At 59.0% G+C, this 22,053-nt stretch carries 17 protein-coding genes and 4 pseudogenes; 6 read left to right on the top strand and 15 right to left on the bottom strand.

All coding sequences use genetic code 11. The annotated features are described in order from the left end of the window. Positions 1 to 207: 207 nt before the first annotated feature. From QEZ49_RS07825 to QEZ49_RS07815, 3 genes are all read right to left on the bottom strand, one after another. Complete coding sequence (locus tag QEZ49_RS07825) at positions 208 to 1,299, bottom strand: hypothetical protein (RefSeq protein ID WP_280385733.1); 1,092 nt, start codon at positions 1,297 to 1,299, stop codon at positions 208 to 210. Between the two features lie 152 nt (positions 1,300 to 1,451). Continuing rightward, positions 1,452 to 2,039: a HEPN domain-containing protein gene (locus QEZ49_RS07820; RefSeq protein WP_280385731.1), complete on the bottom strand. Its 588-nt coding sequence runs from the start codon at positions 2,037 to 2,039 to the stop codon at positions 1,452 to 1,454. Positions 2,040 to 2,054: 15 nt separating this feature from the next. Then, positions 2,055 to 2,603, bottom strand: coding sequence for a hypothetical protein (locus tag QEZ49_RS07815; protein WP_280385730.1), 549 nt, complete (start codon positions 2,601 to 2,603; stop codon positions 2,055 to 2,057). Between the two features lie 775 nt (positions 2,604 to 3,378). Between QEZ49_RS07815 and QEZ49_RS07810 the strand changes: the two genes are divergently transcribed. Then, on the top strand, positions 3,379 to 3,885 hold the full coding sequence (locus QEZ49_RS07810; RefSeq protein ID WP_280385727.1) for a hypothetical protein: 507 nt from the start codon (positions 3,379 to 3,381) through the stop codon (positions 3,883 to 3,885). Here the strand turns inward: QEZ49_RS07810 and QEZ49_RS07805 are convergent, their stop codons facing one another. Continuing rightward, entirely contained in the window at positions 3,886 to 4,131 is a 246-nt protein-coding gene (locus tag QEZ49_RS07805; RefSeq protein WP_280385725.1) for a hypothetical protein, read from the bottom strand. It abuts the gene before it with no gap. 268 nt (positions 4,132 to 4,399) lie between these two features. Between QEZ49_RS07805 and QEZ49_RS07800 the strand changes: the two genes are divergently transcribed. Further along, positions 4,400 to 4,894, top strand: a complete 495-nt coding sequence (locus QEZ49_RS07800) for a hypothetical protein (RefSeq protein ID WP_280385723.1) — start codon at positions 4,400 to 4,402, stop codon at positions 4,892 to 4,894. 24 nt (positions 4,895 to 4,918) lie between these two features. Then, on the top strand, positions 4,919 to 5,158 hold the full coding sequence (locus QEZ49_RS07795) for a hypothetical protein (RefSeq protein ID WP_280385721.1): 240 nt from the start codon (positions 4,919 to 4,921) through the stop codon (positions 5,156 to 5,158). Positions 5,159 to 5,730: 572 nt separating this feature from the next. Here the strand turns inward: QEZ49_RS07795 and QEZ49_RS07790 are convergent. Both QEZ49_RS07790 and QEZ49_RS07785 read right to left on the bottom strand, forming a co-directional pair. Next, positions 5,731 to 6,908 (bottom strand): annotated as a pseudogene (locus QEZ49_RS07790) (IS91 family transposase). 12 nt (positions 6,909 to 6,920) lie between these two features. Continuing rightward, positions 6,921 to 7,819 (bottom strand): annotated as a pseudogene (locus QEZ49_RS07785) (site-specific integrase). Positions 7,820 to 8,293: 474 nt separating this feature from the next. On the opposite strand from QEZ49_RS07785, the gene QEZ49_RS07780 reads away from it, so the two are divergent. After that, complete coding sequence (locus tag QEZ49_RS07780; protein ID WP_280385719.1) at positions 8,294 to 9,079, top strand: hypothetical protein; 786 nt, start codon at positions 8,294 to 8,296, stop codon at positions 9,077 to 9,079. 324 nt (positions 9,080 to 9,403) lie between these two features. On the opposite strand, the gene QEZ49_RS07775 is transcribed toward QEZ49_RS07780, so the two are convergent. The 3 genes and pseudogenes from QEZ49_RS07775 to QEZ49_RS07765 all read right to left on the bottom strand — a co-directional run bounded on the left by QEZ49_RS07775 (position 9,404) and on the right by QEZ49_RS07765 (position 14,326). Beyond that, positions 9,404 to 11,941, bottom strand: coding sequence for an EAL domain-containing protein (locus QEZ49_RS07775; protein WP_280385717.1), 2,538 nt, complete (start codon positions 11,939 to 11,941; stop codon positions 9,404 to 9,406). A gap of 222 nt (positions 11,942 to 12,163) precedes the next feature. After that, a pseudogene (locus QEZ49_RS07770) lies at positions 12,164 to 12,526 on the bottom strand (DDE-type integrase/transposase/recombinase); the annotation flags it as partial. Positions 12,527 to 12,799: 273 nt separating this feature from the next. Next, on the bottom strand, positions 12,800 to 14,326 hold the full coding sequence (locus QEZ49_RS07765; protein WP_280385715.1) for an autotransporter outer membrane beta-barrel domain-containing protein: 1,527 nt from the start codon (positions 14,324 to 14,326) through the stop codon (positions 12,800 to 12,802). Between the two features lie 243 nt (positions 14,327 to 14,569). On the opposite strand from QEZ49_RS07765, the gene QEZ49_RS07760 reads away from it, so the two are divergent. Next, on the top strand, positions 14,570 to 14,839 hold the full coding sequence (locus QEZ49_RS07760; RefSeq protein WP_280385713.1) for a hypothetical protein: 270 nt from the start codon (positions 14,570 to 14,572) through the stop codon (positions 14,837 to 14,839). A gap of 188 nt (positions 14,840 to 15,027) precedes the next feature. Here the strand turns inward: QEZ49_RS07760 and QEZ49_RS07755 are convergent, their stop codons facing one another. The 5 genes from QEZ49_RS07755 to QEZ49_RS07735 form a co-directional block, all read right to left on the bottom strand. Further along, the gene (locus QEZ49_RS07755) at positions 15,028 to 15,936 is read right to left on the bottom strand and encodes an autotransporter outer membrane beta-barrel domain-containing protein (RefSeq protein WP_280385710.1); all 909 of its coding nucleotides are present in this window, start codon (positions 15,934 to 15,936) and stop codon (positions 15,028 to 15,030) included. Then, positions 15,864 to 16,358, bottom strand: a complete 495-nt coding sequence (locus QEZ49_RS07750) for an autotransporter outer membrane beta-barrel domain-containing protein (protein WP_280386008.1) — start codon at positions 16,356 to 16,358, stop codon at positions 15,864 to 15,866. The genes QEZ49_RS07755 and QEZ49_RS07750 overlap by 73 nt, the downstream gene beginning before the upstream one ends. 870 nt (positions 16,359 to 17,228) lie before the next feature. Then, on the bottom strand, positions 17,229 to 17,639 hold the full coding sequence (locus QEZ49_RS07745) for a hypothetical protein (protein WP_280385708.1): 411 nt from the start codon (positions 17,637 to 17,639) through the stop codon (positions 17,229 to 17,231). Then, positions 17,594 to 18,979, bottom strand: coding sequence for an autotransporter outer membrane beta-barrel domain-containing protein (locus QEZ49_RS07740; protein WP_280385706.1), 1,386 nt, complete (start codon positions 18,977 to 18,979; stop codon positions 17,594 to 17,596). Before QEZ49_RS07740 ends, QEZ49_RS07745 begins: the two co-directional genes overlap by 46 nt. A 4-nt stretch (positions 18,980 to 18,983) precedes the next feature. Continuing rightward, positions 18,984 to 20,051 (bottom strand): hypothetical protein, encoded by a 1,068-nt coding sequence (locus QEZ49_RS07735; RefSeq protein WP_280385705.1) that lies wholly within the window; start codon positions 20,049 to 20,051, stop codon positions 18,984 to 18,986. 1,099 nt (positions 20,052 to 21,150) lie between these two features. Here QEZ49_RS07735 and QEZ49_RS07725 point away from each other — a divergent pair. Then, positions 21,151 to 21,276 (top strand): annotated as a pseudogene (locus QEZ49_RS07725) (integrase); the annotation flags it as partial. A gap of 34 nt (positions 21,277 to 21,310) precedes the next feature. Here QEZ49_RS07725 and QEZ49_RS07720 read toward each other — a convergent pair. Continuing rightward, positions 21,311 to 21,817 (bottom strand): hypothetical protein, encoded by a 507-nt coding sequence (locus QEZ49_RS07720; protein WP_280386018.1) that lies wholly within the window; start codon positions 21,815 to 21,817, stop codon positions 21,311 to 21,313. Positions 21,818 to 22,053: the final 236 nt, after the last annotated feature.

Raw genomic sequence — 22,053 nt, 5'->3', positions numbered from 1 at the left:
TCGCCAGTCATCCGCCTTGGCGTACGACAAGAGTTTGTTAGGCAGCTGCGCGTCGGGGACGCGCTGTGTGCCAACGAGCAGAATCACATTTTCCGGCACCGGCAGTAGATGGTTGAAAAGCTGGCTGAGTTGAGAAGTGTCGCCTTTTTCCCGGAATACGTGATCGAGTCCATCGATAACGATGACAAAGGGCTTGTTCTTCTCTTCCTAGTAGTAGGTGGCACACTTCTCGATCCAGAAGCGAAGACGGTTGATCTCGTCGTCGGGCTCGTTGCCGCCGCCGTGGGCGACGCCATCAGGGTAGTGAATCGCGATCTGGTTCATCAGCGACGACGCGATGTCGGCAAAGGAGACGCGGTCCATGGTCGGGTCTTCGAGGGACAAGAAGTAGTGATGTCGTATCACTGACACATCCGCAGCGCGAAGCTGCTCGATTAGGTAACTCAGGTACGTACTCTTGCCACGCCCGGGCGAGCCCCACAGCACGAGCAAGTTTTTGGCTTGCTCGGAGATGTCCTTCATCAGCCCGGCATGAAAATCCTGCCGTGGAACGCGATACCCATCGGGCACGCGAAACTGCTGCGGCATCGGCTGCAGCTTGCTTTTGGTGATGATCTGAGTGAGGTGCCCATGCTGAATCCGGCCATCTGGCGCAGGCTGGTTTTTGTTGATCGCCCATCGCCTCGCCCTGTCGCGTAGGAGCAGCCATTTCGATGGATCGGCGTCTGAGGGCACTAGGCTGCTCATAAGCTGATACTCCAGATCACTCAGCATGGGCTCTGAGTGATGGAACTGCCAGATTGACAGGAATTGGCGGGCATCCGCCTCGCTGCCAATATCGCCATTCAGCTTAAGTTTGATGTCGTCTGCTAGCAGATCGTAGTGGACCGCGTATCCCTGAAGAGCTTTAGCGAACTCGGGCGAGGGCATTCGGTTTGTGCGAAGCTTGGCGGAATGGATTTTCCCGTCGCGAGCCAGAGTCAGAACCGAGTTGGCCCATTTTGCGAGCATCGATGTGCCCTTGGGCTTCTTTTCGAGCAGCCAATCCCAATCGAGGAAGTATCGCTCAGGATCGACCGTGAACTTGACCTGCGTGACGTCAAGGGTGCCGTCAGGACGAGATGCGAGGATATCGTCTAGCGCACGAACCTCTACGTCGTCAGCCTCGAGCTTGATCCAAACATATAGCTTGGGGTCGCGGTAGAACGCGATGAGTAGCTGAATGCCGATGAGATCCTGATACTCAAAACCGGCTCGCGTGATGGCGGACGTTTTTATCTCATGCTTAGACAATGTCATTCTCGATTGCGCATTGCGCCTACCTCTTCTGCAGGGCTTCGAGAGCGTACAACACATCGAAGCAGGAAGCCCGTCCACGGCTGCCTACGACGCGAACTTTAGCCCGCGGAGGCGGCCCAGGCGCTAGCTGAGCGGAGGACGCGGCTGCTCAATCAGGACTCATACGAGTAATGCACGCTTTCATGTACCGACGACTGCACATCAAAGAACCGTTGGCGGCAAAATCCGTAGAGCCGTTCGTAGCTTGCAGTGTTCAGACTGGCGGGGGATGCGTTTGCCGTCTCGGCGATCGTCTGGAGGTTCCCGGATGAAGGATATTGAGACCTCAACACCTCCATGCCCTCGATCATTCCCTTTGCGTCCTTTGCGGCCGGATATCGAGAATGCCACGTCGTATAGACGGTTAGGGCCTTCAATACGACGCGATCGTCGTCCGATAGCTCGAGACCTGCCCTTTCAAACAAGGTCACCAGGTCGTGGGTGAAGGGAACCTTCTCACCGAGGCCGGTCAGCGTGCCTTTGATCAATGCTTCTAGCGAGAAGCCGGCCAGCAGAGCGAACGCCTCGAAATGATGGCCGAAAGGATCTCCTCCCAGAACCATAGCGGCGTCATGCAGCGCGTCCGCCTTGTTCAGCCAATAAAGAATCCCATCCCGGTAGCGCCGGTGCGGATCGTCGATTACGATACGCCGAATGGATCCCGCCACGCGCGCAAGCTTTTCCTCGAACGTCTCTTTCATGATTGGGCTTCGCTCTCAGCGGATATGGGAGACCGAGCGCCGGACGCTTTGAGCCCTGCTCAGCCCTAGGCCCATGTCGAGGCAGAGCTTGAAAAACTCCTCCGGCGCATCGTGATCAAGGCTGTGCTGACGCGCGAGTTGGCGCGCAGCCTTGCCAATCGGCACAACATCACTCGACGACACCCATTGGGGGTCGCCGACCTTCTCCTCGAAGGCCGCAATCACGGGGCCGGAAAGCTCCGCGCCGAACAGGAAATAGCGCAGGTACTTGATGAAGCTTGGATGCGTATAGATGTCCGATCCACGACAGCTGTTCCGCTCGAACAACCCTTTGTGCGACGCCTTGATGCGTCCGTTGTGGTACTCTGGATTGTTCCAATAGCGGAGGCGCACCTCCGGAACGGCATCGCGATCGCTCAAGGATTTGACCAGCGCGAGGATCGGCTCGTCATTGCCATCGAAGGCAGCTTGCCTCTCATCATTGTTTGCGTGAACCAGGCGAAGATCGATCCGCCTCAGGGCAGCACGCTCATCGTCCGTCAGCGCGATGTGATACTTGCTCATCTCTCCGTCCCGTGACCGTCCTCCGGCTGGGCGGCAAGGTCTTATCTTACTGCTGATTCGCGAAACACTGCCTTGCCCCGCGCTCTCGGGTGCCACGAGTGATGAGCTCAATGGGTGGCGTGATGCGGCAACCTATGTTCATCGTTTGCGACGTCGCGCTTGCGAATGACGCGCGGCCGCAAGACTTCACCCTCGAATGACGCATTCGGTTCAACGCTGCGCCACCCAATAGCTTCAATATGTTCAACGGCCACACCAACGGGAGCTTCACCGTGTACCGCTGGTTCGAGCAACACAGATTGGCAATCGCGCGACAGCAGACAGGCTCCGACTTGACGTTCGCATGGGCGCCAAGCACCGCAACTTGGTACGCCTTCGCCGTTACACGAACGGGGCGACACTGCGAGTGTTCGTTGATGGCGCGGTGAGCGCCACCGGCGCATCCTCAACAAACTACCCGCAAAGCGGAATGATCATTGCGAGCAATACGACGGACAACGCGTACCTAATGGCTGTCTCGATGAGGTTCGTATAACTAAGGGCCTCTGTCGCTATGCTGCCAACTACGCGATGCGCAGCAAGACTTTCCCAAACAGGTGAGAATTTGCAATGCTCAATCAATTTTGCGGAGGATCGTCAATCACGGCACGGCAAGGACAGCCATTCGGATAATTATCAGCACGGTTTGCAGGCGTCTAAAGTTGCCGTCGTCTCGGCTTAACTTAGGCATTTTCTCTACGCCAACATGTTGAACGACAGAGGGGCCAATATACCCATGGACGAGAGGACACGTCTCCTCATTGCCGAAGCCTTCCCGACCGTTCCTGAGGAACTGGCAACCGCTTGGCTTGCGCCATTCGTAAAAAAGCTTGGTCCGCCTCAAAACTCCGAAGGATGGCTAAACTTCCTACTCGACTATCCGCTGGAGTTCTGGCGCCAAGTGAGGTGGGCCAAGCAGCAGATCAACCTCAGAGACACGGTCTCCGGCGGACTATCATCCAACGGCAACGCCACCTTGGGAGCGATGGAGAGTGGCTACTATCTCGGCGTTCCCAACAACTATGCGATAGAAATTCCCGACGGTTGGAAGACTACCGAGCGGGCTTTAGAATACCTGAGGGAACAAGGCACCTTCCCATCGCCTCCAGTCCTTTTGGAAACACCTCAGGGATACGAGATAATGGATGGGAACCACCGGATGCTCGCCTATGTGCACGCGATAAGGGTCGTTCCGCCAGAAGCCGGCGAAGTCCAAGAAGTGTGGATCGGGAGGACCGCTTAGCTAGGCGGCTGTCTCGATGACACCGGAGGCTACCTTATCGACGTAGGTGAGTAGAGAATCGCTCGATGGATCAGCAAGCCAGTCCCAGAGGACGAGTGACTCTGAGTGTGATGTACCGGGAGAATTGCGCGCCCTTACCACGATGCCACGTTCACACATCGCAAGGGTGACCGTCACCCCAGCCGTCTCGCGAAGGCCTGCAATTTTCTGATAAGCGCGTCGAATTTGTACAACGGCATTGCTCATGGCCAAAGCCTCCAACGTCGAATCATTGAGAGTGTAGGCCATCGAGGTCAACAAGCCGAGCGGCAGGGCGTGCAGACCACTAGAACAGATTCCACCCACCGCGGGAGCCTAGGTCAATACTTCATCGAGCAACTTGGAGTGCTCACAAATCACTGAGCTTCGACAAAATCATCAACTCTTCCCGGTCGCCGGCGCGGTTCTTGAACACCGTCCGATCGGTTCCCATGTGGCCCACACTGAAGCGTAACAGTCCTTACAAGGATAATTTATGAGCGAGTATCAGATCCAGGCGGCTAAGCAGGCCATCGGCACGGTCTCAATCGAGGCTGCCAGCATTCTTGTGATCGTCGGCAGCGAGCTATTCCGGTTTTCGAACGTCTACGATAGGGATGAGGGCGCAATTATCAAATACGTTCGTGGCCATGTCGAGCGGTTGGGCTACAGCGACATCGAGATTACTCCCGTGCTCGACGACGACGGTGACGGCTACGACTTCTTGCGCGAAGCAAATGCACACGCCGCCGCGAACGAGGCAACGCAAGAGGATGCGATGCTGCAACTGGACGACGCACTCCGACGCGTTGCTGCTGCTCAGAAGCGCCTTGGCTTGCGCTCCGTGATCACCACTGTCACCGCAAACGGCGCCGGGCTGGAATGCAAGATGTGGCCGTCAGGAGGCACAGCCGTCACCTATGCACTTGTTGATCGCAATGGCGTTGTTCACCGGCAAAGTAACCTGCCGCCCGACGCTAAGAAAAACTAGCATTTAGCGCGTCCGGATCTGGTCGTGCTGGTGGCGGCTGGCGTCATCCTGGTTGGCGCCGGATCGATGCCGCTGCCGGTTGTGATGGCCCGGTTTGTCGTTCGCTTGCTCATCAGCGAGCTGATTTCGGCGGTGCGCAGCGAGCTCATCAAGTGGCTCGTCGCGGCACTGGCCCTAGCGCTCGACCTCTCGGTGGCACCTGTGCCCGCAGCGGAAGCAGCCAAGCCGGCTGCCGCATTTCAGGTGGAAATGAGTGCCTCATGAACTCTCTGGACGTTCGTTGGTGCGAAGCCGGCGCCGATGTCGATGCTGGACCTAGGTGTTCGCAACTATACTGCCCAACTGCCTCGGCACAGAAATGGACGATGCGATCGAGGTTGCCGAGAACATCGACATCTGACGACTGCTTTCCCTATGCCAGCGGACCTGGTCGACGACCTTTCACGGTGGCCAACCAGAGGTCGGCTGACTTCCCCTTCTGTGAAGGGTTTCGGATGACGGCCCTGCTCAAACGCGGCCAGGGGCACTCGGGCCGTTGTCGGAAAACCTCCAGTGAAGGAACCCGCGGGGGTGTGGGCGCGCCGCTGCCTCAGGGGCTATGGCGATTGATGCCCGGCGGTGGTGCTTGGGGCACGCCTGTGGGGTGGTGCATTGCCTCGGATGATGACCGATCCTGAGCGCGGCAAATGCCGTTTGCGTGCTCGGACTGCGAAGAATGCGTTGGAGCGAACGGCGATTTCCGCGCTTCGCGGTTGATGGTCGCCGAGCGCCGTCGCCGCCGGCACGTAACCAGTTCCCGAAATCGTCGGTACTGCGGTCGGGGTGCTGGCTGACGCTCATGATGTGTCGATCCTGATGATGACCGGCGTCGAACGATGGCGCGGCTGGCAGCCAGCCTCGAACCGCTCGATGATGAGCATGCGGCCTCCGCAGCACGGGCACGGTATCGGCAGAACGTCGGCACCGTTGACGGCTTCGGGCTCCGGCGGATCCGGCGGCGCCACGTCGAGCAGTGCGCGCATCCTGGCAAGGTTCGCAGCCTTCACACCGCTTGCCAGCAGCCCGTAGCGGCGGATGCGGTGAAAGCCCTTGGGCAGCACATGCAGGAGGAAGCGGCGGATGAACTCATGCGTATCGAGTGTCATCGTCGTGTAGCGGCCGGCGCCCTCGATCCGGTAGTCCTTCACCTTGAAGGTGACGGTCCCGCCGTCGGCGACGATCAGCCGACGGTTCGATATGGCGACGCGATGGGTGTAGCGCGACAGGTACGCGAGCACGGCCTTGGGCCCGGCGAAGGGACGCTTGGCGTAGACGAACCACCGCGTCTTCTTCAGCGGCGCCAGGAACGCCGCAAACGCCTTCGCATCGGCAAGAGGTGCGTGCGCACCGTGAAAGTTCAGCAAACCCTTGTCATGCGCCGCCGTCAGCCGTTCGAGCATGAGCCGCCGAAACAGCTTCGACAGCACCATGACCGGCAGCAGGAAGTTCGGCCGCTTGGCGATCCGCCCGGCACGATCATGTGCACGTGCGGATGATGCGTCATCGCGGAGCCCCAGGTGTGCAGCACCGACGTAATCGCGATCTTCGCGCCCAGATGCCGGGGATCCGCGGCGATGGTCGTCATCGTCTCGGCCGACACCTTGAACAGGAGGTCATAGATCACCGCCTTGTTCTGGTAGCCGATGTCGGCGATGGCCGCCGGCAGCGTGAACACGACATGGAAATACGGCACGGGCAGCAGCTCGGCTGCGCGCGCCTCCATCCACTCCCGCGCCGCCGCTCCCTGACACTTGGGACAGTGGCGGTTGCGGCAGCTGTTGTAGGCAATCACCGTGTGCCCGCAGGCGCTGTTCTCGCAGCGCGCGACGTGTCCGCCGAGTGCCGCCGTGCGGCAGCGCTCGATGGCCGACATCACCTTCATCTGGCCGAGGCTCACATGGCCGGCGTTGGCGTCACGCCAGGCGGCGCCGTGATCGCGGAGAATGTCCGCGACCTCCAGAGCTGGACGAGACAATGCCGCCTGCCGCTATGCCGGCGGCGCCTCATCCGGCGGCGGAGCGTCATTGGGCGGCGCGTCGAGCAGGATGAGCCGGTCGATGGGGCTCATCACGCGGCGGATGACGCTGGTCGCCACCTGCGTATAGCGGGCGGTCGTATCCAACTGGGCGTGGCCGAGCAGCACCTGGATGACGCGCACGTCGAGGTCGTTCTCGAGCAGGTGCGTCGCGAACGAGTGCCTCAGCGTGTGCGGCCCGACCCACTTCGGCAGGCCCGCACGCTGGGCAGCCCCTTGCAGATGCGGTGAAACTGCCGCGTCGTCATCGGTCCGATCTTATCGCGGCCGGGGAACAGGAAGACGCGCGGCCGGGCGATGCGATACCGGTCGCGCAACGCCTCGAGCAGTGTCGGCGAGAGCATGACGTAGCGGTCCTTGCCGCCCTTGCCGTTGCCGACCCGGAGCAGCATGCGCTTGCTGTCGATGTCGGAGACCTTTAGTGCAACGACTTCCATGGCGCGCAATCCGGCGCCGTAGGCGACGCTCAGCATCGCCTTGTCCTTCGGCTCCGTTGCCGCCGTCAGCAGCCAGCCGATCTCCTCCGGCGAGAGCACGCGGGGAAGCTTGCGCGGCTCGTGGGTGTAGACGAGGTGCTGCGTCGTCTCCGGCTTGTCGACGGTGAATCGGAAGAAGAACCGCAGCCCTGATACCGTCATGTTCTGCACGCCCGGGGTCACTCCCGTGGCTGCCAGGTGCCGTTGGAAGGCGCGCAGGTCGTCCGCGGTCGCGGTGTCAGGGGAGTGACCCAGAAAGGCCGCCAGCATCTTGACGCCGCGGATGTAGCCGCGTTGGGTGGCGGGAGAGAAACCGCGCACGCACATGTCTTCGATCATGCGGGCGCGCAACGGGCTGATGGGCTTCTCGCTCATCGGGGTCTCCTGTCTTGAGGTTGGAGTGCTTGACCCCTCGATCCTCAAGACGGAGCGCCCGCCCCGTTACCGCACGTCGATCCGTTGGTTAGCGCATCCTAAGCAGCTGGCGCCGCTGCCCTTGCGCGCAGCGCTCTCCCGCGAAAGCGGGTTCCTTCACTGGGACAAACCGACAAGCGCGCTCGTTCTAGGATCAAGTCGGCAGAGATCAAATGCCGGTCTTCCGCGACCTAGCGCATGGGCCAGCAGCAGTCATGTCGTGGCAACGTCAATCCAATTCCAAGCTGTGCACTCTGCTTCGGATAGAGGCGCCCAAGCGTCAGATGCTGCTTCAGACAATGCTGGCGGGACAAGCTGCCTGATCTTTTTTTGCGGCTTAGGCCCTCTCTGCTACACTTTACCCCACACTTAATGCGATACTGGTCGACAAAGCTCGCCCCTTAGCTAACTCTTGTACCCATGCAAGAGAGCCCCTTGAGCCCCCGCCGCCACAGCCGCAGCCCGGAACCATATAACCGCAATGGCATCTGGCACCTCCGCCGGAAAGTACCAACACGCTTCAAGTTTTGGGAAACGCGTAACATCGTCATTCAGAGCACACACATCCGTGTCTGTGACGACCCCTACGGCATACAAGCCCGAACCATCATAGCCTACCTCGACCACGCCCTTCATCAGCGCTGGTCTGCCCTGGCCGACGGCATCAACCCCGACGCCTCAGCGGACTATGACAGGGCCGTCGCAACAGCCCGCCGCCATGGTTATGATTATTCCCCAAAAACGACCCTATACACCCACGACCGGCTCCACGAAGTCATCCAACGACTGGAATACCTCGTCGCCAACAAACAGCTTCACAACAAGTCCGTCGTTGCTTCGCTCATGGGCAGCATCGAACCACCGGGCCTCTCGCTCCTCGACGTCGTAGACACGTATCAATCCATCGACGAAACCCGCCTTAAGGACCACTCTCCCAACCAACTCCGCAAATGGCGTATCCAACGCGACACCTGCGTCCGCATCTTCATCAATGCCATCGGCCACAACGTACCGTTAAATCAACTCTCCTGGAAGCACGCTGCCGCGCTGCATGATTATTGGAAACAACTGGTCCTGCGCAAAGAGGTGCAATCCAACACCGCCAACAAATCCATCAGCATGCTGAAATTGATGCTCGTCAAAATCAACAAGAGTAAAAAACTCAAGCTCACTGAACTCCTCGACAACATCTACTTTGCACCCGAACAGCACTACGAGTAGCACTTGGCCTCCTCCACCCATTGGGCCAAAATGTCATCCTCGCGCCCGGAGCCCTTGATGGCCTCAATGACAATCGCACGAGCATCGTCTACCTCATGATAGAAACCGGGCTGCGCATCCCGGAAATGAGACAGAATTAGCTTTGCCCGGCGGATATCGCGTACGAGCCGCTCCGATGGGCTTTGGCGACCGCCATTGGCTCTCCTTTGAGGTGCAAAACGCTATCACAGACGTTGGGGCGACTAAGGACGACAGAACTGGCGAGTTGCAGCGAATATGTTTGCCGGCATGCAAGCCAGCTCAGCACATTGCCGGGATGCGGCGTCAAGCCAGCTGCTGCGCCTGCGCGTCCCGTATTGACAGCAGTGCTTCAAACTCCGTCGACGGCACGGGCTTGCTGAAAAAATAGCCTTGAACTTCGTCGCATCCGATCTCGGCCAGGAAGCGACACTGTTCCAGCGTTTCGACACCTTCGGCGAGTACTTTGAACTGCAGATTGTGCCCCAGAGAGATTGCCGCGCGGACAATCGCAGCGTTGCCGCTATCCGAAAGCATCTTGGCGATAAATGATTTGTCTATCTTAAGTGTGTCGACTCGAAAATTCTGCAAATAGCTAAGGCTTGAATAGCCGGTGCCGAAATCGTCGATCGACAGTTTCACACCAGACGCGCTCAGACATCCAAAAGTTTCGGCCGCACGTTCGGTGTCGGACGCTATCAAAGTTTCCGTGAGCTCAATTTCAAGCAGTTCTGGCGGCAGTCCCGTCTCGGCAAGGCAGCGCAGTACCACGGCTGCGAAGTCCTGCTGCAGAAGCTGACGCGCGGAAACATTCACTGCAACGCATATCGGCCGCAAGCCTTTGTCCAGCCAGGAACGCGCCTGAGCGCAGGCAGCGCGCAGAACCCAATCGCCAATCGAAATAATGAGGCCAGATTCTTCGGCTACCGGAATGAAGCGGCCCGGCGCAATGTGCCCAAGCTCCGGATCGTGCCACCGCGCAAGCGCTTCGCAGCCGACAATCGCACCGGACTTTAAGCTGACCTTCGGCTGATAGGCGAGGCTTAGGCGCCCGTTTTGAATTGCGGCCCGAAGGCGCGTTTCCAGATCCACGCGACGCATAGCTTCTTCGCCAAGCTCACGACTGTAGAACTGGAACGTGTTTCGTCCCAGTTCCTTCGCCCAGTACATCGCAGCATCGGCATTCCCAATCAGTTCGTCTGCCGTCTCCGCGTCATCGGGAAATATGCTAGCGCCAACGGTGCCCGAAAGATGAACGCTGCGCTGGTTGACGATGAGCGGGCCATCCAGGCCGGCTACTATTCGCTTTGCTATTCCGTGGGCGTTGGCTGCGGAATCAAGGTCGGTCAGCAGAATAAGAAATTCATCGCCACCATATCGGGCCACCGTGTCCTGCGGCAGCACGAGTGACTGCAATCGCTTCGCTGTCGCCTTCAAGACTTCATCTCCGAACGGATGTCCATAGCCGTCGTTGATGATCTTGAAGCGATCAAGATCGAGGTACAGCAATGCAATCCTGCGACCTGGTCGCGCGGCATCTATGGCGTTGGCGATGCGCTCCTGCACGACATTGCGATTGCACAGTCCCGTAAGGTCGTCATGGGACGCAAGATGGCGAATGCGCTGTTCCGATTGCTTGCGCGCAGTTATGTCGCGATGAATCCACGTGCGACCGTAATAGTTGCCTTCTCGGTCTAAAACAGGCGCTGAGTAGCGATCGAGCACGGTACCATCACGCAGCTCAATTTCGTCGCTACTGACCTCATTGGGATGCGCCATTAGCCAGTGAACTTTGGCGATAAACTCATCGGGGTGAGTGGTGTTGCTTGCCGCATACTCAAGTTGCACCGCGTTATCCGGGTTCGATGCAATATGATGTGGTATCTTCCATTGTTCGGTTAGACGTTGGTTCTGGATAACCTTCACAAAGTTTTCATCAACAACAAGAATGCCGTCGACAGAGCTTTCGACTTGCGCTTCAAACCGCGCGGTCTCAACCCGCAAAGCCTCCTCAATGCGTTTGCGGGTCGAAAGGTCATTGCCAACGCCTACAAAGCCTACACGGCCGTGACGCTCAAAGCGGGTGCCGGTGAAAAGATAGGGAATGCGTTTTCCGTCCTTCCGCAGAAAGTCGGATTCGACGGTGCTTTCGCCGGTCTCCATCACCTCGCGGATTCGGCTGTAGACCAGCTCCCGCTGTTCTTCGACGCAGAACATTTTCGGCTCGGCGCCCAGCAGTTCGTTGGCAGTGTAACCAGATATTTTTTCGAAGTTTTGGTTCCAGCGCACCAGTTTGAAGTTGTCGTCGAAATGATAGAAGACGCCCGGCAAACTGTTCAGGATGGCTTCGGCGTAATCGCCGTCATAATTGCCGGGGCGCTGCAGTGCAGTTCCCTTGGTCGGGATTTGCCGCGCACCGCCGCCGGATGCGTCGCTTATCACAACAAGACAATGCGATGGACTTCCGGTCGCGTCCCGCAGTGCGCTGATGGTGGCGCTCATCATTTGGGTTTCACGCTCGCCGGTTTTGAGCGTGATATCGCCGCTCCAGCGAGAAGTGACGGCCGGTGTTTTCTCCATATCCTCGAACAACTCGTCCAGCGCTAGATCGATGCACACGTCCGAGTACGATTGGTTCAGCAATTCGTTTTTGCTGTAGTTCAAAACAGTGTGAAGCGCGTCGTTAGCCAGCACGATGCGTCCCGCGCGATCACATACAAGAACGGGGATGCCGTTTACTAGCGTCGCGGTGACCAGATCCATCAGGCGGCTTGCCATGGCTTCCAGTGGCGATGCCGGTGGTGTTGCTTCAGTAGCTTCAGACGATGCCCTGATCGACGTCACGGTACGCTTGGCTCCGACAGGTTTCGAGTTGAAACATTACAAAAAGTCTACGGTGAATCGTGTGCTTGGCGCCGTTGCATTCAAACAGTAAACGAATATCGGTCGCTGTGCGGTTAACACCCGATTTACCCGTTCACTAAACACTGTGCCGAAAGAAGCCGAGACGCCACGCACAATCACCGCAGCGGCATGACAGCGTTCAAAGCAAATCCACTACCCGTTGTGGGCGACGCGGGCGCTGTCGCAGCCTGATGCTGCCAACGCCAGTTGCAACGTATCGGTGATGTCCTCGGCACGTATTTGTCGCGCACAGCTTCCAGGCGATGATGTAGCGCGAGAAGTCACCGAGGATCGTCGACAGATAAAACTAGCCCCAGCCGATCACCTTCAGATACGTGAAGTCGGTCTGCCACAGCTGTTCGGTGCCGTGGTCTTGTCGCGGAACTCATCGGCCGCCTTGACGACGATAAACGCCGGACTGGTGATGAGGTCGTGAGCCTTCAGCAAGCGGTACACGGAGGCTTCAGATACGTAGTATTAGCGGCCATCGGTGAACTTCGCCGCCAGCTCGCGCGGGCTCATGTCCGGGCAACCGCGGTCCGTCTAATCTTTGGTATGCGCGGACGCAGACACCTCTTCAAAGAGGCTCGCAATCCCGTTCGACAGTGGATCGGAAAGCGCGAACTGGCAGCGTGCCCTGCCAGCCAATCGGTGATCGTGAAGCCGGCAGCGAGGGCCGCGCTCGCATTCATCGTCGCTGCTGTCGGAACGCGATCCCAGGAGATCAGCCCCTTCAGCCGCTTAGAGCCAGGAACGGAAGTCCGCAGCCCGCCGTCCGCTGGTCTGCCTGTTCACCGACTAGTTCAGCGGCACGTTGATCGTGCCTTGCAGCGTGAAGCCATTGTAGTCGTCGGCTCCGATGCCATCCCACGAGGCGAGGCCGCGGGCATACCAGCCGCTCGACGTCACGACATTGAGACCGCCCTGCAGCCTACCCCAGAAGTTGCCGGGGCCGACAACGAAGCCGTCGATGATGGCAACGTTCGGGTTGTCGAAGTCCCAGACGCCCTTGAGAGCGGCAAACGGCTCGATGAAGGTGTCGGCCGTGTGCCGGATGCGATAGCCGATTTCGGGGCCGAACTGCAGGCGCCCCAGGGAAACGTCTTGTCCCGGCACGAAGGTGCCGGCCGAATTGGTGAAGGCGTCGGCGCTTTCCTCGACGTATGCCAATTCGGCCGACGGCGTAATGCGCCATACGTCATGCATCCAGTTACCCGCAAGCGTACCTTTCACGAGCCAGCGCGAAGTGTCGAAAGAGCCGGTGGCATTGGCGACATCGATATCGTTGTCGGAGCGGCCCCAGGCGGCGCGCAGATCGAAATAGATGTTGTCGTGGATGCGCGCAGACATGTAGGGCCCGATCATCCAGCCGCTGCCGTCCACCTTGGACGAGAGGACGCCGCTTTCGTCCTTCGCCCAATCGAACTGGGCCAGCACGCCGACGATCACGTTTTCCGTTACGCGATAGTCGCCACCGACGTAGAGCACGCCGACATGGCCATCGCGGCCCAGATTGCCGTTGTCATCGTCGAAGGCGGAGTAACGGCCTTCCACCCAGATGTCCCAGGGCGAAGCCGTCTCGTAGGCGAGCGGGAGCGACCCGCCGTCACCGGCGCCGAGGGCCATCCTGTCCTTGCGCATCTGAGCATCGGCTGCCTGACGGCGAAGCTGCGACAGCGATTGCGAGAAGCGGATGTTTTTGGATCCCGATGTGTCGATGGCGTCGTCGCCGAGGCCGCCGACGCCGAGGCCCATGGCGCTGCCGAAGGCAGCGGCGTTACTGGCGACGTTCGTCGTGCCATTGCCGGCAGCGGCGATGTTGGTCTGGCCAGACGAGGCCAACGAGCGGTCGAGCAGGCTTACACCTGTTGGATCGTTGAGCAGAATGCCGTTGATGCGCGAGGCGAGGAAGCCCTTGGTCACCGCCTGCGAAGCGTCTGTCTTCGGCGTCGGGCTGGGCCCTGGTGACGGTGCGGCATCACACGTTGCTGTAAGGCCGTACTGGGCGAAAAAAGTTGTCCCACTGGCAAGCCCAACCACCATCGACAGATCGTCCGGCCCGGTGACCGTATGATTGATGGTCCCAGAACCGCTGGTGGTGCCCAGCGTTCCAGCGGCCCCGTCGAACAAGGCGATGCCACCCGACGGTGAAAGTTCTACGGCCGTGACGTGGACGGTATCACCGACATCGAAGTTCAACATCGACGTATATCCGGTGCCCGAAATGGAAAGGGTCACATTCCACGCGCCGGTATTGAGGGCGTCGCAGCCGGCGGAGGCAAGCGCGCGACCGCTGAATGCGCTCAGGCACAAAAAAAGCGCCATCGCAGCGCTAAAGCCACGGGCGATTGTCGAGTGTAGCAGTTGCATAGCATTCCACCGTAAAATGTGCCGCTACGCTCACCCGCTTTGGAAGAGCTATTTAGCCGATTCGGGACACGCTTAATCAGGGGACGTAGCAAACCCGCCGATGATGTTGCACGTTCAGCACATCGGGCGGCTAAACTGTCCACTACGGGTTAGAAGCAGCCGTTGAAACCCTCGCGCTGCCCATTGGAGCAGACCACCATGCCGCCGTGGCAAACTATGGTTTACGTGGAAGATGAGTTCGCCGGTTCGCTTAAATTGTCGAAGAGAGCCATTTTAGACATAAGCTTTGCGGTGGCTCAGGACGCAGTAGATACGCTCGCCCTGAAATTGAATGCGATCAAAATCGCTCATAACGGGCCACAAGCCCTTATTCTCGGCGGCGTGAAACAGCCTATCGAAAGTGTTTCCCATATCTGCCGCATTGAATCCAAATGGTTGGCGCACCTCCTATTATGGAGAGTTCAATAGCGATGTGATGCGGCAGACTTAGGTCGTCCTCGCAAGGCTATCGTCTTAAGGGCCCTACTGGCGCACGCCGTCGCCAAAGGCTGCTCCGCCGAGTTTGCGGACGTGAACCTCCCGAGGCGGTGACCGACAAACGCCAAGAAATACCGCGTCAGTTCATCCGCGGCAAGCGGCCATACAGTCTCCCGACACTACCACGCAACCTTGACGCCGAGTTTGCCGTCGTAGGCGTTGCCGTCGGCGTGTTCGCCGATGCCGACGAGATACGATGCGTTGGCGTAGATGGCGGTGCCGTCGCCGATGTCGGTTGAGAAGCCGGTGTTGATCTCGAACGTGGTGCCGCCCATGTCGGCCGCGAACGGAATGAATCCGGTGGCGGACGAGAACTTCGTCTTCGGATCGCCGAGGAACTCGTACCAGAAGTTCGGACGCACCCATGCGGTGAAGGTGGAGGGTGCGCCCGTCAGCCAGGTCGGCGTGCCGAAGTCCTGCGCGAAGCGAACGCCGACGCGGCCCACCAGTGAATTGACGTTATCGAAGTGCACCTGCGCGGCGACATCGGATCCGTTGTGCAGATTGATGGTCTGATAGGCGAGCTGCGCCTGCGGTTCGATACTGAATCCGCCGGGGCCGGAGTAAACCGGATAACCACCTTCAAGCGAAGCGCCAAACGCGCCACCGTCTGTTTTCATCTTCGGAATGCGGTTCGACTTGGCGTCAATATCGTACCACGATCCGAGCAGTAGCGCGTCGACATAGGCGTTTTCGGGCGTGTAATGCGTCCAGTAAGCGCCCCAGCTGTCGGCCATGAAGCTGTTCTCGCCGACTTTGCCGTCACCGATGTGCTGAACATCGCCGGAGCCGTGACCGATGGCGAAGAACGCACCGGCGTGATTGCGTGACGTTCCAACATCGCCGTCGCGATAAAGGTCCATGCCGCCCTGGAAGGCCCAGAAGTCATAGTCGTACTTGGGGCCGGCGCCGTAGATGCCACCCTTGCCACCGTCGCGATCACCGTGTTGGCCGATCACACGCGCCCATGCAGCATTCGGTGCACCTTCTGCGTATGCACTGACCGCAGTGCCGCGACGCTCATGCAACGTGTCCTGGCATCAGGCGGCCGTACAGCAGCGTCATCGCCGGAACGGCGGCATAAAGCGAGGTTTCCTGGCGCCAGTCTGGGATATCGTCGCCGCAGATCGGAGTCGACGGATCGAGTGCGCAGTTCGGCTCCGGAGCGCAGATACCAGGCGTTTGCAGATTGGAAGCCATCTTCGCTGCCGCGATAGAGCGAGTATTCATATGGGCCGGCGACCACCGGACCGGCGAGCGCGAACAAGCCCGGCACCGTTGTGCCGCCGTTGATCGCATCGACGACCAGAATTCCGTTGAGTTGGGTAAGGTCGCCAAGTCCGCCGACGTTGCTGACCACAAGTTGAGACGTACCGGTTCCCGTTCCGCCATCGATCACCAGTTTATCGGATGGCGATCCATCGCCGCCCAGCGCGTATGTGATGCCCAGCGTGCCGCCCGACCGGTAGAAGCGTGGGTCCTGCCGTTGTCAGTGTTTTGAACGGTCCCGCACTCGAACCGGGCGGCGTGAAGTGCACAACGCTGCCTGCTCCGTTTGTCATGCTCGTCACGTTGGGATCGCCCGTAACGGTCCACGTCGAGTTGTTCTGCAGATCAACATTGGTCGTCGCCCCCACAGTCTTTATCGCTGCACCCGTGAGCCGTACTGCTTGATAAATTTACATGAGCAATGCCGGATGCCCGCGCATCATCTCTGGTCTATCGGTGCGGTGATGCTGGAATTCACTAGGTTGAGACGTGGCATCGGTCGGTGAATCCTCGTATGAGAAGGCACAATGCCATCGGACGCCGTGGAAACAGCCGGTGACACCATCAAGATTGGTGATGCTGGTTCCGTATAACGACGACGCAACCGCAGCGCCGAAGCCATGTGTCGTAATCGATCCGCCCGTCATCGTCAGAGTGCTGCTCGGGGTCACGCACGCCCGCGGCTCTTTCTCCCGAAGTTGCTATCACCACGCTGTCAAGTGCGAGCGTTCCACCCGCCGCTGGCCATGCATGCCGCCATGACGAGTCGCTACCCGACGTCGTAATCGAACCACCATCCATGGTAACCTGAGCGTCCGACAGCGATAAAACGCCGGTGGGGAAACTTCTGCCATAAAGTATTGATAGTGACGCCGTCCGTCAGCGTAACCACAGTGTTGGCACCGAAGGTCCAAACGCCTTCCGCGACGTCGCCACGGGTAGTTATGGACCCACCGGACATCGCAGATTTGAGCACCTGAGACATCGAGGCCGCAGCCGTTCAGCCCGAAGAGTTTCGATGGCGACGCCGTTTGTCAACGTCACGACTGCGTCAGGAAAACGACGAAACGCCGCGCGATCCGTCGTTTTGTGTGGTTATAGAACCGCCATCCATGGTGATTGCGCTGTTCGCGTCGTACGCAGCTAGACCGATGCCGGCACTGGAGCACAACGACACCTCCAAGAAGATTAATCGCACCCCCAGAACAAAGCGTGCATGCGCCAGCGCCACCGTGCCCGGCGTTGTAAGAGAGCCCTCGTCTATCGTAGCGGCGCCACCATTGCTCGCTGTCACTGCATAATCACCCGGAAGCGTCGTGGTGATGTTCACGTTGGTGTAGGTTGTGCAGGCGGGATCTCCGACGCCGGTGCAATTTATCTGCGCGGCCGCGTCGGGGCTGAAAAAGGCAGAAGGTGCTAAAGCGACCAAAGTGAGGGCAATTTCCTGGCCACGGAAAAACATAAGGGCACATCTCCAAAAATGCCCCGGCGCATGTCCACAGATAGCCTACGGATCACCAGGGCAACTTTGACGCCGAGTTTGCCGTCATAGGCGTTGCCGTCGGCGTGTTCGCCGATGCCGACGAGATAGGACGCGTTGGCGTAGATCGCCGCGCCGTCGCCGATGTCGGTCGAGAAGCCGGTGTTGATCTCGAATGCTCGTGCCGCCCGCATGTCGGCCGCGAACGGGGATGAAGCCGGTGGCAGATGAACTTGGTCTTTGGATCGCCGAGGAATTCGTACGCAGAAGTTTGGGCGCACCCATGCAGTGAAGGTGGACGGTGCTCCGGTCAGCCAGGTCGGTGTGCCGAAGTCCTGCGCGAAGCGAACGCCGATGCGGCCCATCAGAGAGTTGACGTTACCGAAGTGCACCTGCGCGGCGACATCTGATCCGTTGTTGAGATTGATGGTCTGATAGGCAAGCTGCGCCTGCGGTTCGATGCTGAAGCCGCCGGGGCCGGTGTAAACCGGATAGCCACCTTCAAGCGAAGCACCTAAGGCGCCGCCGTCTGTTTTCATCTTCGGGATGCGGTTCGACTTGGCGTCAATATCGTACCACGAGCCTAACAACAGCGCGTCAACGTAGGCGTTGTTGGGCGTGTAGTGCGTCCAGTAGGCGCCCCACGAATACGCCATGAACGAGTTCTCACCCGCCCTACCATCGCCGATGTGCTGCACATCGCCGGAACCATGGCCGATGGCGAAGAAGGCGCCGGCGTGGTTGCGTGATGTGCCGACATCGCCGTCGCGATAAAGATCAAGACCGCCCTGGAAGGCCCAGAAGTCATAGTCGTACTTCGGGCCGGCGCCGTAGATGCCGCCCTTGCCGCCATCACGATCGCCATGCTGACCGATGACACGCGCCCATGCAGCGTTGTGTACACCTTCTGCGTATGAGCTGACGGATGTTCCGCGCCGTTCGTGCAGCGTGTCGAGCATCAGGCGACCGTACAGCAACGTCATCGCAGGAACAGCGGCATAAAGCGACGTTTCCTGCCGCCAATCTGGGATGTCATCGCCGCCGCCACCACGACATTCCGCAACGTTAGGATCGAGTTCGCAATCGAGATCAGAGCGCAGATACCAGTTCTGCGGGTTGGCGCCATTCTCACCGCCTTTATAGAGCGAATATTCGTACGGGCCTGCAATGACCGGCGCAGCGAGTGCGAACAGGTCTGGCACCGTCGCTCCGTTAAGTGCGTCAACAATGAGAATGCCGTCCAACCGTGTGAGATCACCGCCACCGCCGACGTTATTGACCGACAGCAACGAGGTGCCAATCGCGTTGCCGCCATCGATCACCAGCCTATCGGATGGCGATCCATCGCCGCCGAGATATGCTGTTGACGGCTAGCGTACCACCAGCACCGAGGTAATCGTTGACCGTCAGCGTTTTGAACGGTCCTGCCCCCGATCCCGGCGGCGTGAACTGCACAAGGCTTCCCGCAGCGTTATCCAGAAATGAGATGTTGGAATCGCCCGTTACGTTCCAGCGCGAGTTGGTAAGAGCGACAATGGAGACGCCGCCAGCTGCCGTGGTTGCTGAACCGTTCAGTGTCGATCCCGTCGCGTCGATGCCCAAAGTCGCTGCGGCGCCGACATTCAGAAGCCCATTGCCACCGGTGATGGTCGAGTTGATGACATTCGCGGTCAGCGTTCCGCCGACCGTATCGAAGCCTATCCCATTTTCAGCACTCAGCGTGCTATTGGCGATGGCGAGAGTGTTGTTTCCAACGGAGCGAACAGCGGATGCGTCGAGTCCTTGGGCTGTGATGACGCTATCGGAAATGCTCACGAATGTACTGCCCATGCTTGTCATATATATGCCGTGAGATTCAGTCCCGGTGGTGGTCACCGATATGTTTTCAGCACTGATTTGTCCGGCCAGGAAAACCGCTATTCCGTGGGAGTTTGCTCCCGAGGTAGTAATGGTGGTTCCTGCTGCATTGATGAGTCCGCCATCATAAACGACCATGCCGTGCGCTTGTGTGCCTGCGGTATCGATCGTCACTCCGACAGCATCGATCTGACCTCCGTCGTAAATGTAAAATCCGCTGGAGTAGGCGTCGCTTGTCGTGATCTGCGTGCCATTGCCAACAGTAATCAGCGATCCAATACCATCGACAGAGACGCCAATCGCAGTTGCGCCAGTCGTGATGATTGATGAGCCGGCTGCAATTGTGATTTGTCCGCTGGTCGTTGCCCGAGCGCCGTCGCCGCCGGTGTTCGTTATTGTCAGCGGTGTAGTGCTGAGGATGACGCCGCTATTGATCGCAAGCAGTGCCGGTGGCCCGCTCGTGGTGATCGTGCCGCTGGCGGTTACTGTTGTTCCATTGGCGTAGACCTGCTGGGCGTGCGCGCTCGGCGTATGCATCACTGCAAGCGCTGCAGTGCGAGATGGCAGAATTGCTGAACAAGATCGCCGACGCATATGTAGGTCCCCAGGGCCGCCAGCTCACATCGACAACAATGGGTGAGTCGTCAGTGGACGCAGTACACTGCGTACCCCATGCACTCCTTTTGGTTGTACTTGTGGTGAACAGAACACGTCCACTACACATTGCGTGTTATAGGATTGCAGCGCGTCATTACCATTGACGCACCGATATTCAGTGCGTGATCTGGCTTCGTCTCCGACATTCCAAGATCAACATCTGACGCGATGTACCAGTAAGTAGTCGTGATCCGGGCGCCCCTCATCATCGCTGATTATGGAGAATGGCGGTCGCAGTTTTTGGGACCAAGCGTCAGCCATGCCGAGACGCCGACGCCTCGTGGCCGCCGCGTCCCCGGAGGTCAAGCGATCCGTTAGCTTTCGTCAGGCGAGCGGCGTTACGGGCCAGAAGCGCCCGATGCATCTTTTTGGATAGTGCTCTGCATAACTGCGAGGATCGAGCCGCAGGAACAGATTCAAAACGAAGTCACGTCTTGCGCCGGTTCAGAAGCATAGCCAGGGGCCCAAGCAGGTCGCGGGCGTTCCGCCCTTGCAGGCCATCTGCGAGGAGTAACACTCAATCATTGCCGAGCCTGATTTGCAGGTGGTTTTCACTGGCCCCTTTCCTACAAGCCCTCGCCCTGCGATCGTATTCTTGAGGGCGTTTGTGGAGAACAGCACAGCCAAATCGTGGGTTACGTTATCGCCACTGGCTGCGACCCGGGTGCAATCGGCCGCCTGAGCCATCGCCGAAAGTGCGCACACCATAACCGCGGCCACGAAGCCTAACTTGAAGACCTGCATCGCACCCCCCGTAAGAACAAATCTGCTCGAACGCTAGTCTGCTTAAACGCTAGTCGAGTGCTTGGCGGTTGCCAAGTAACGGACCGTTACCGGTACAGATTTTTCCGCAATGCGATTGAGACCCTCCGCACACGGCATCTCCATCTATGAGCTGACCGATAAGACCCACTAGGCGGCGACGCGATCTGTGCTTACCCGAACGGCAAGTGGCGATAGCGGCAGGCTTACAACACTGCAGTACGCGCGTTGGTGTCTAGAGTGGATCGCCAGAGCCGGCCTGGACTCAGCGAAGTTCGGCACTCGCTCGCCGCGCCGGACAAAGGCGTTGCTCATCTACCGGCGAACCGGAAACCAACGGAGTGCGTTACAGATCGTCGCGCGAGTCCCCGGCCCCTTCACTGCGCCGCGGGTTTCATTGTTTCACCTGACGCCGACATCGTTGAACGGGCGCTCACAAGATTGGCCTGCCGACATTCGCCGCCGAGGTTGAAAAACACCGGACTTCTGATGCCCGCTTCGACTGGCCAGACACCGGCAATGTCCATCCGGAGGCCATACAGAATTATGCGCGTTTCATCGCTTTGCGATGCAATCGTGGCGTTGCCGTCCGCGTCCACAGAGTAGTTCCAAACAGGGCGGTCATCGCCCTCATACGCTCTACGACTGCCATCGCCAAACACGACTGCCCGCTCAAAGAATCGCGGTTCGGCCCCTTCGTTCATCGCCACATCAAAATAGAAATAGATGCTGTTGTGGTTGGCAGGCCGGAATGCGCAATCGAGAGAAGGGCGCAGCTCTGTCGCAGCCGGTTCGCGACCAGCTTGAGCAGCGGTGTCTAGCTCCGTCGTTGCGGGGTTATCGCTCAGCGACAGAGCAGCAATGCCGACAAAAGCGGCGGCCATGGCTACGCCTGCTGTGAGCGCAACCGCTCTTTGATGCTCTGCGATAAGCATTCTTAGTTCTGATAGGCCCAACGGTCTGCCCCTTCCAGCTGCCTGCACAACGACGGCATGATTACTACAGACCTACGACCATGTCGCGCCACGAGACCGTCAAAGGGCTTGCACCGGATTTTCTGGCTTAATTCCGCCCCATGCCAAGCTTCTTGGCAACCGCAATAGGGGAAATGCCTGCGGAT

The sequence above is a fragment of the Hyphomicrobium sp. D-2 genome (assembly GCF_029872155.1).
Taxonomy (GTDB): Bacteria; Pseudomonadota; Alphaproteobacteria; order Rhizobiales; family Hyphomicrobiaceae; genus Hyphomicrobium_A.
The sequence above is the reverse complement of the archived record's forward strand: the minus strand, read 5'-3'. Positions and strand labels throughout refer to the sequence as shown.

Excerpts from the sequence above, each read along its gene's own strand:
- QEZ49_RS07825 (WP_280385733.1), bottom strand. The coding sequence starts at position 1,299 with ATGACATTGTCTAAGCATGAGATAAAAACGTCCGCCATCACGCGAGCC.
- QEZ49_RS07820 (WP_280385731.1), bottom strand. The coding sequence starts at position 2,039 with ATGAAAGAGACGTTCGAGGAAAAGCTTGCGCGCGTGGCGGGATCCATT.
- QEZ49_RS07815 (WP_280385730.1), bottom strand. The coding sequence starts at position 2,603 with ATGAGCAAGTATCACATCGCGCTGACGGACGATGAGCGTGCTGCCCTG.
- QEZ49_RS07810 (WP_280385727.1), top strand. The coding sequence starts at position 3,379 with ATGGACGAGAGGACACGTCTCCTCATTGCCGAAGCCTTCCCGACCGTT.
- QEZ49_RS07805 (WP_280385725.1), bottom strand. The coding sequence starts at position 4,131 with ATGAGCAATGCCGTTGTACAAATTCGACGCGCTTATCAGAAAATTGCA.
- QEZ49_RS07800 (WP_280385723.1), top strand. The coding sequence starts at position 4,400 with ATGAGCGAGTATCAGATCCAGGCGGCTAAGCAGGCCATCGGCACGGTC.
- QEZ49_RS07765 (WP_280385715.1), bottom strand. The coding sequence starts at position 14,326 with ATGGCGCTTTTTTTGTGCCTGAGCGCATTCAGCGGTCGCGCGCTTGCC.
- QEZ49_RS07760 (WP_280385713.1), top strand. The coding sequence starts at position 14,570 with ATGCCGCCGTGGCAAACTATGGTTTACGTGGAAGATGAGTTCGCCGGT.
- QEZ49_RS07745 (WP_280385708.1), bottom strand. The coding sequence starts at position 17,639 with ATGTTTTTCCGTGGCCAGGAAATTGCCCTCACTTTGGTCGCTTTAGCA.
- QEZ49_RS07735 (WP_280385705.1), bottom strand. The coding sequence starts at position 20,051 with ATGCATACGCCGAGCGCGCACGCCCAGCAGGTCTACGCCAATGGAACA.
- QEZ49_RS07720 (WP_280386018.1), bottom strand. The coding sequence starts at position 21,817 with ATGGCCGCCGCTTTTGTCGGCATTGCTGCTCTGTCGCTGAGCGATAAC.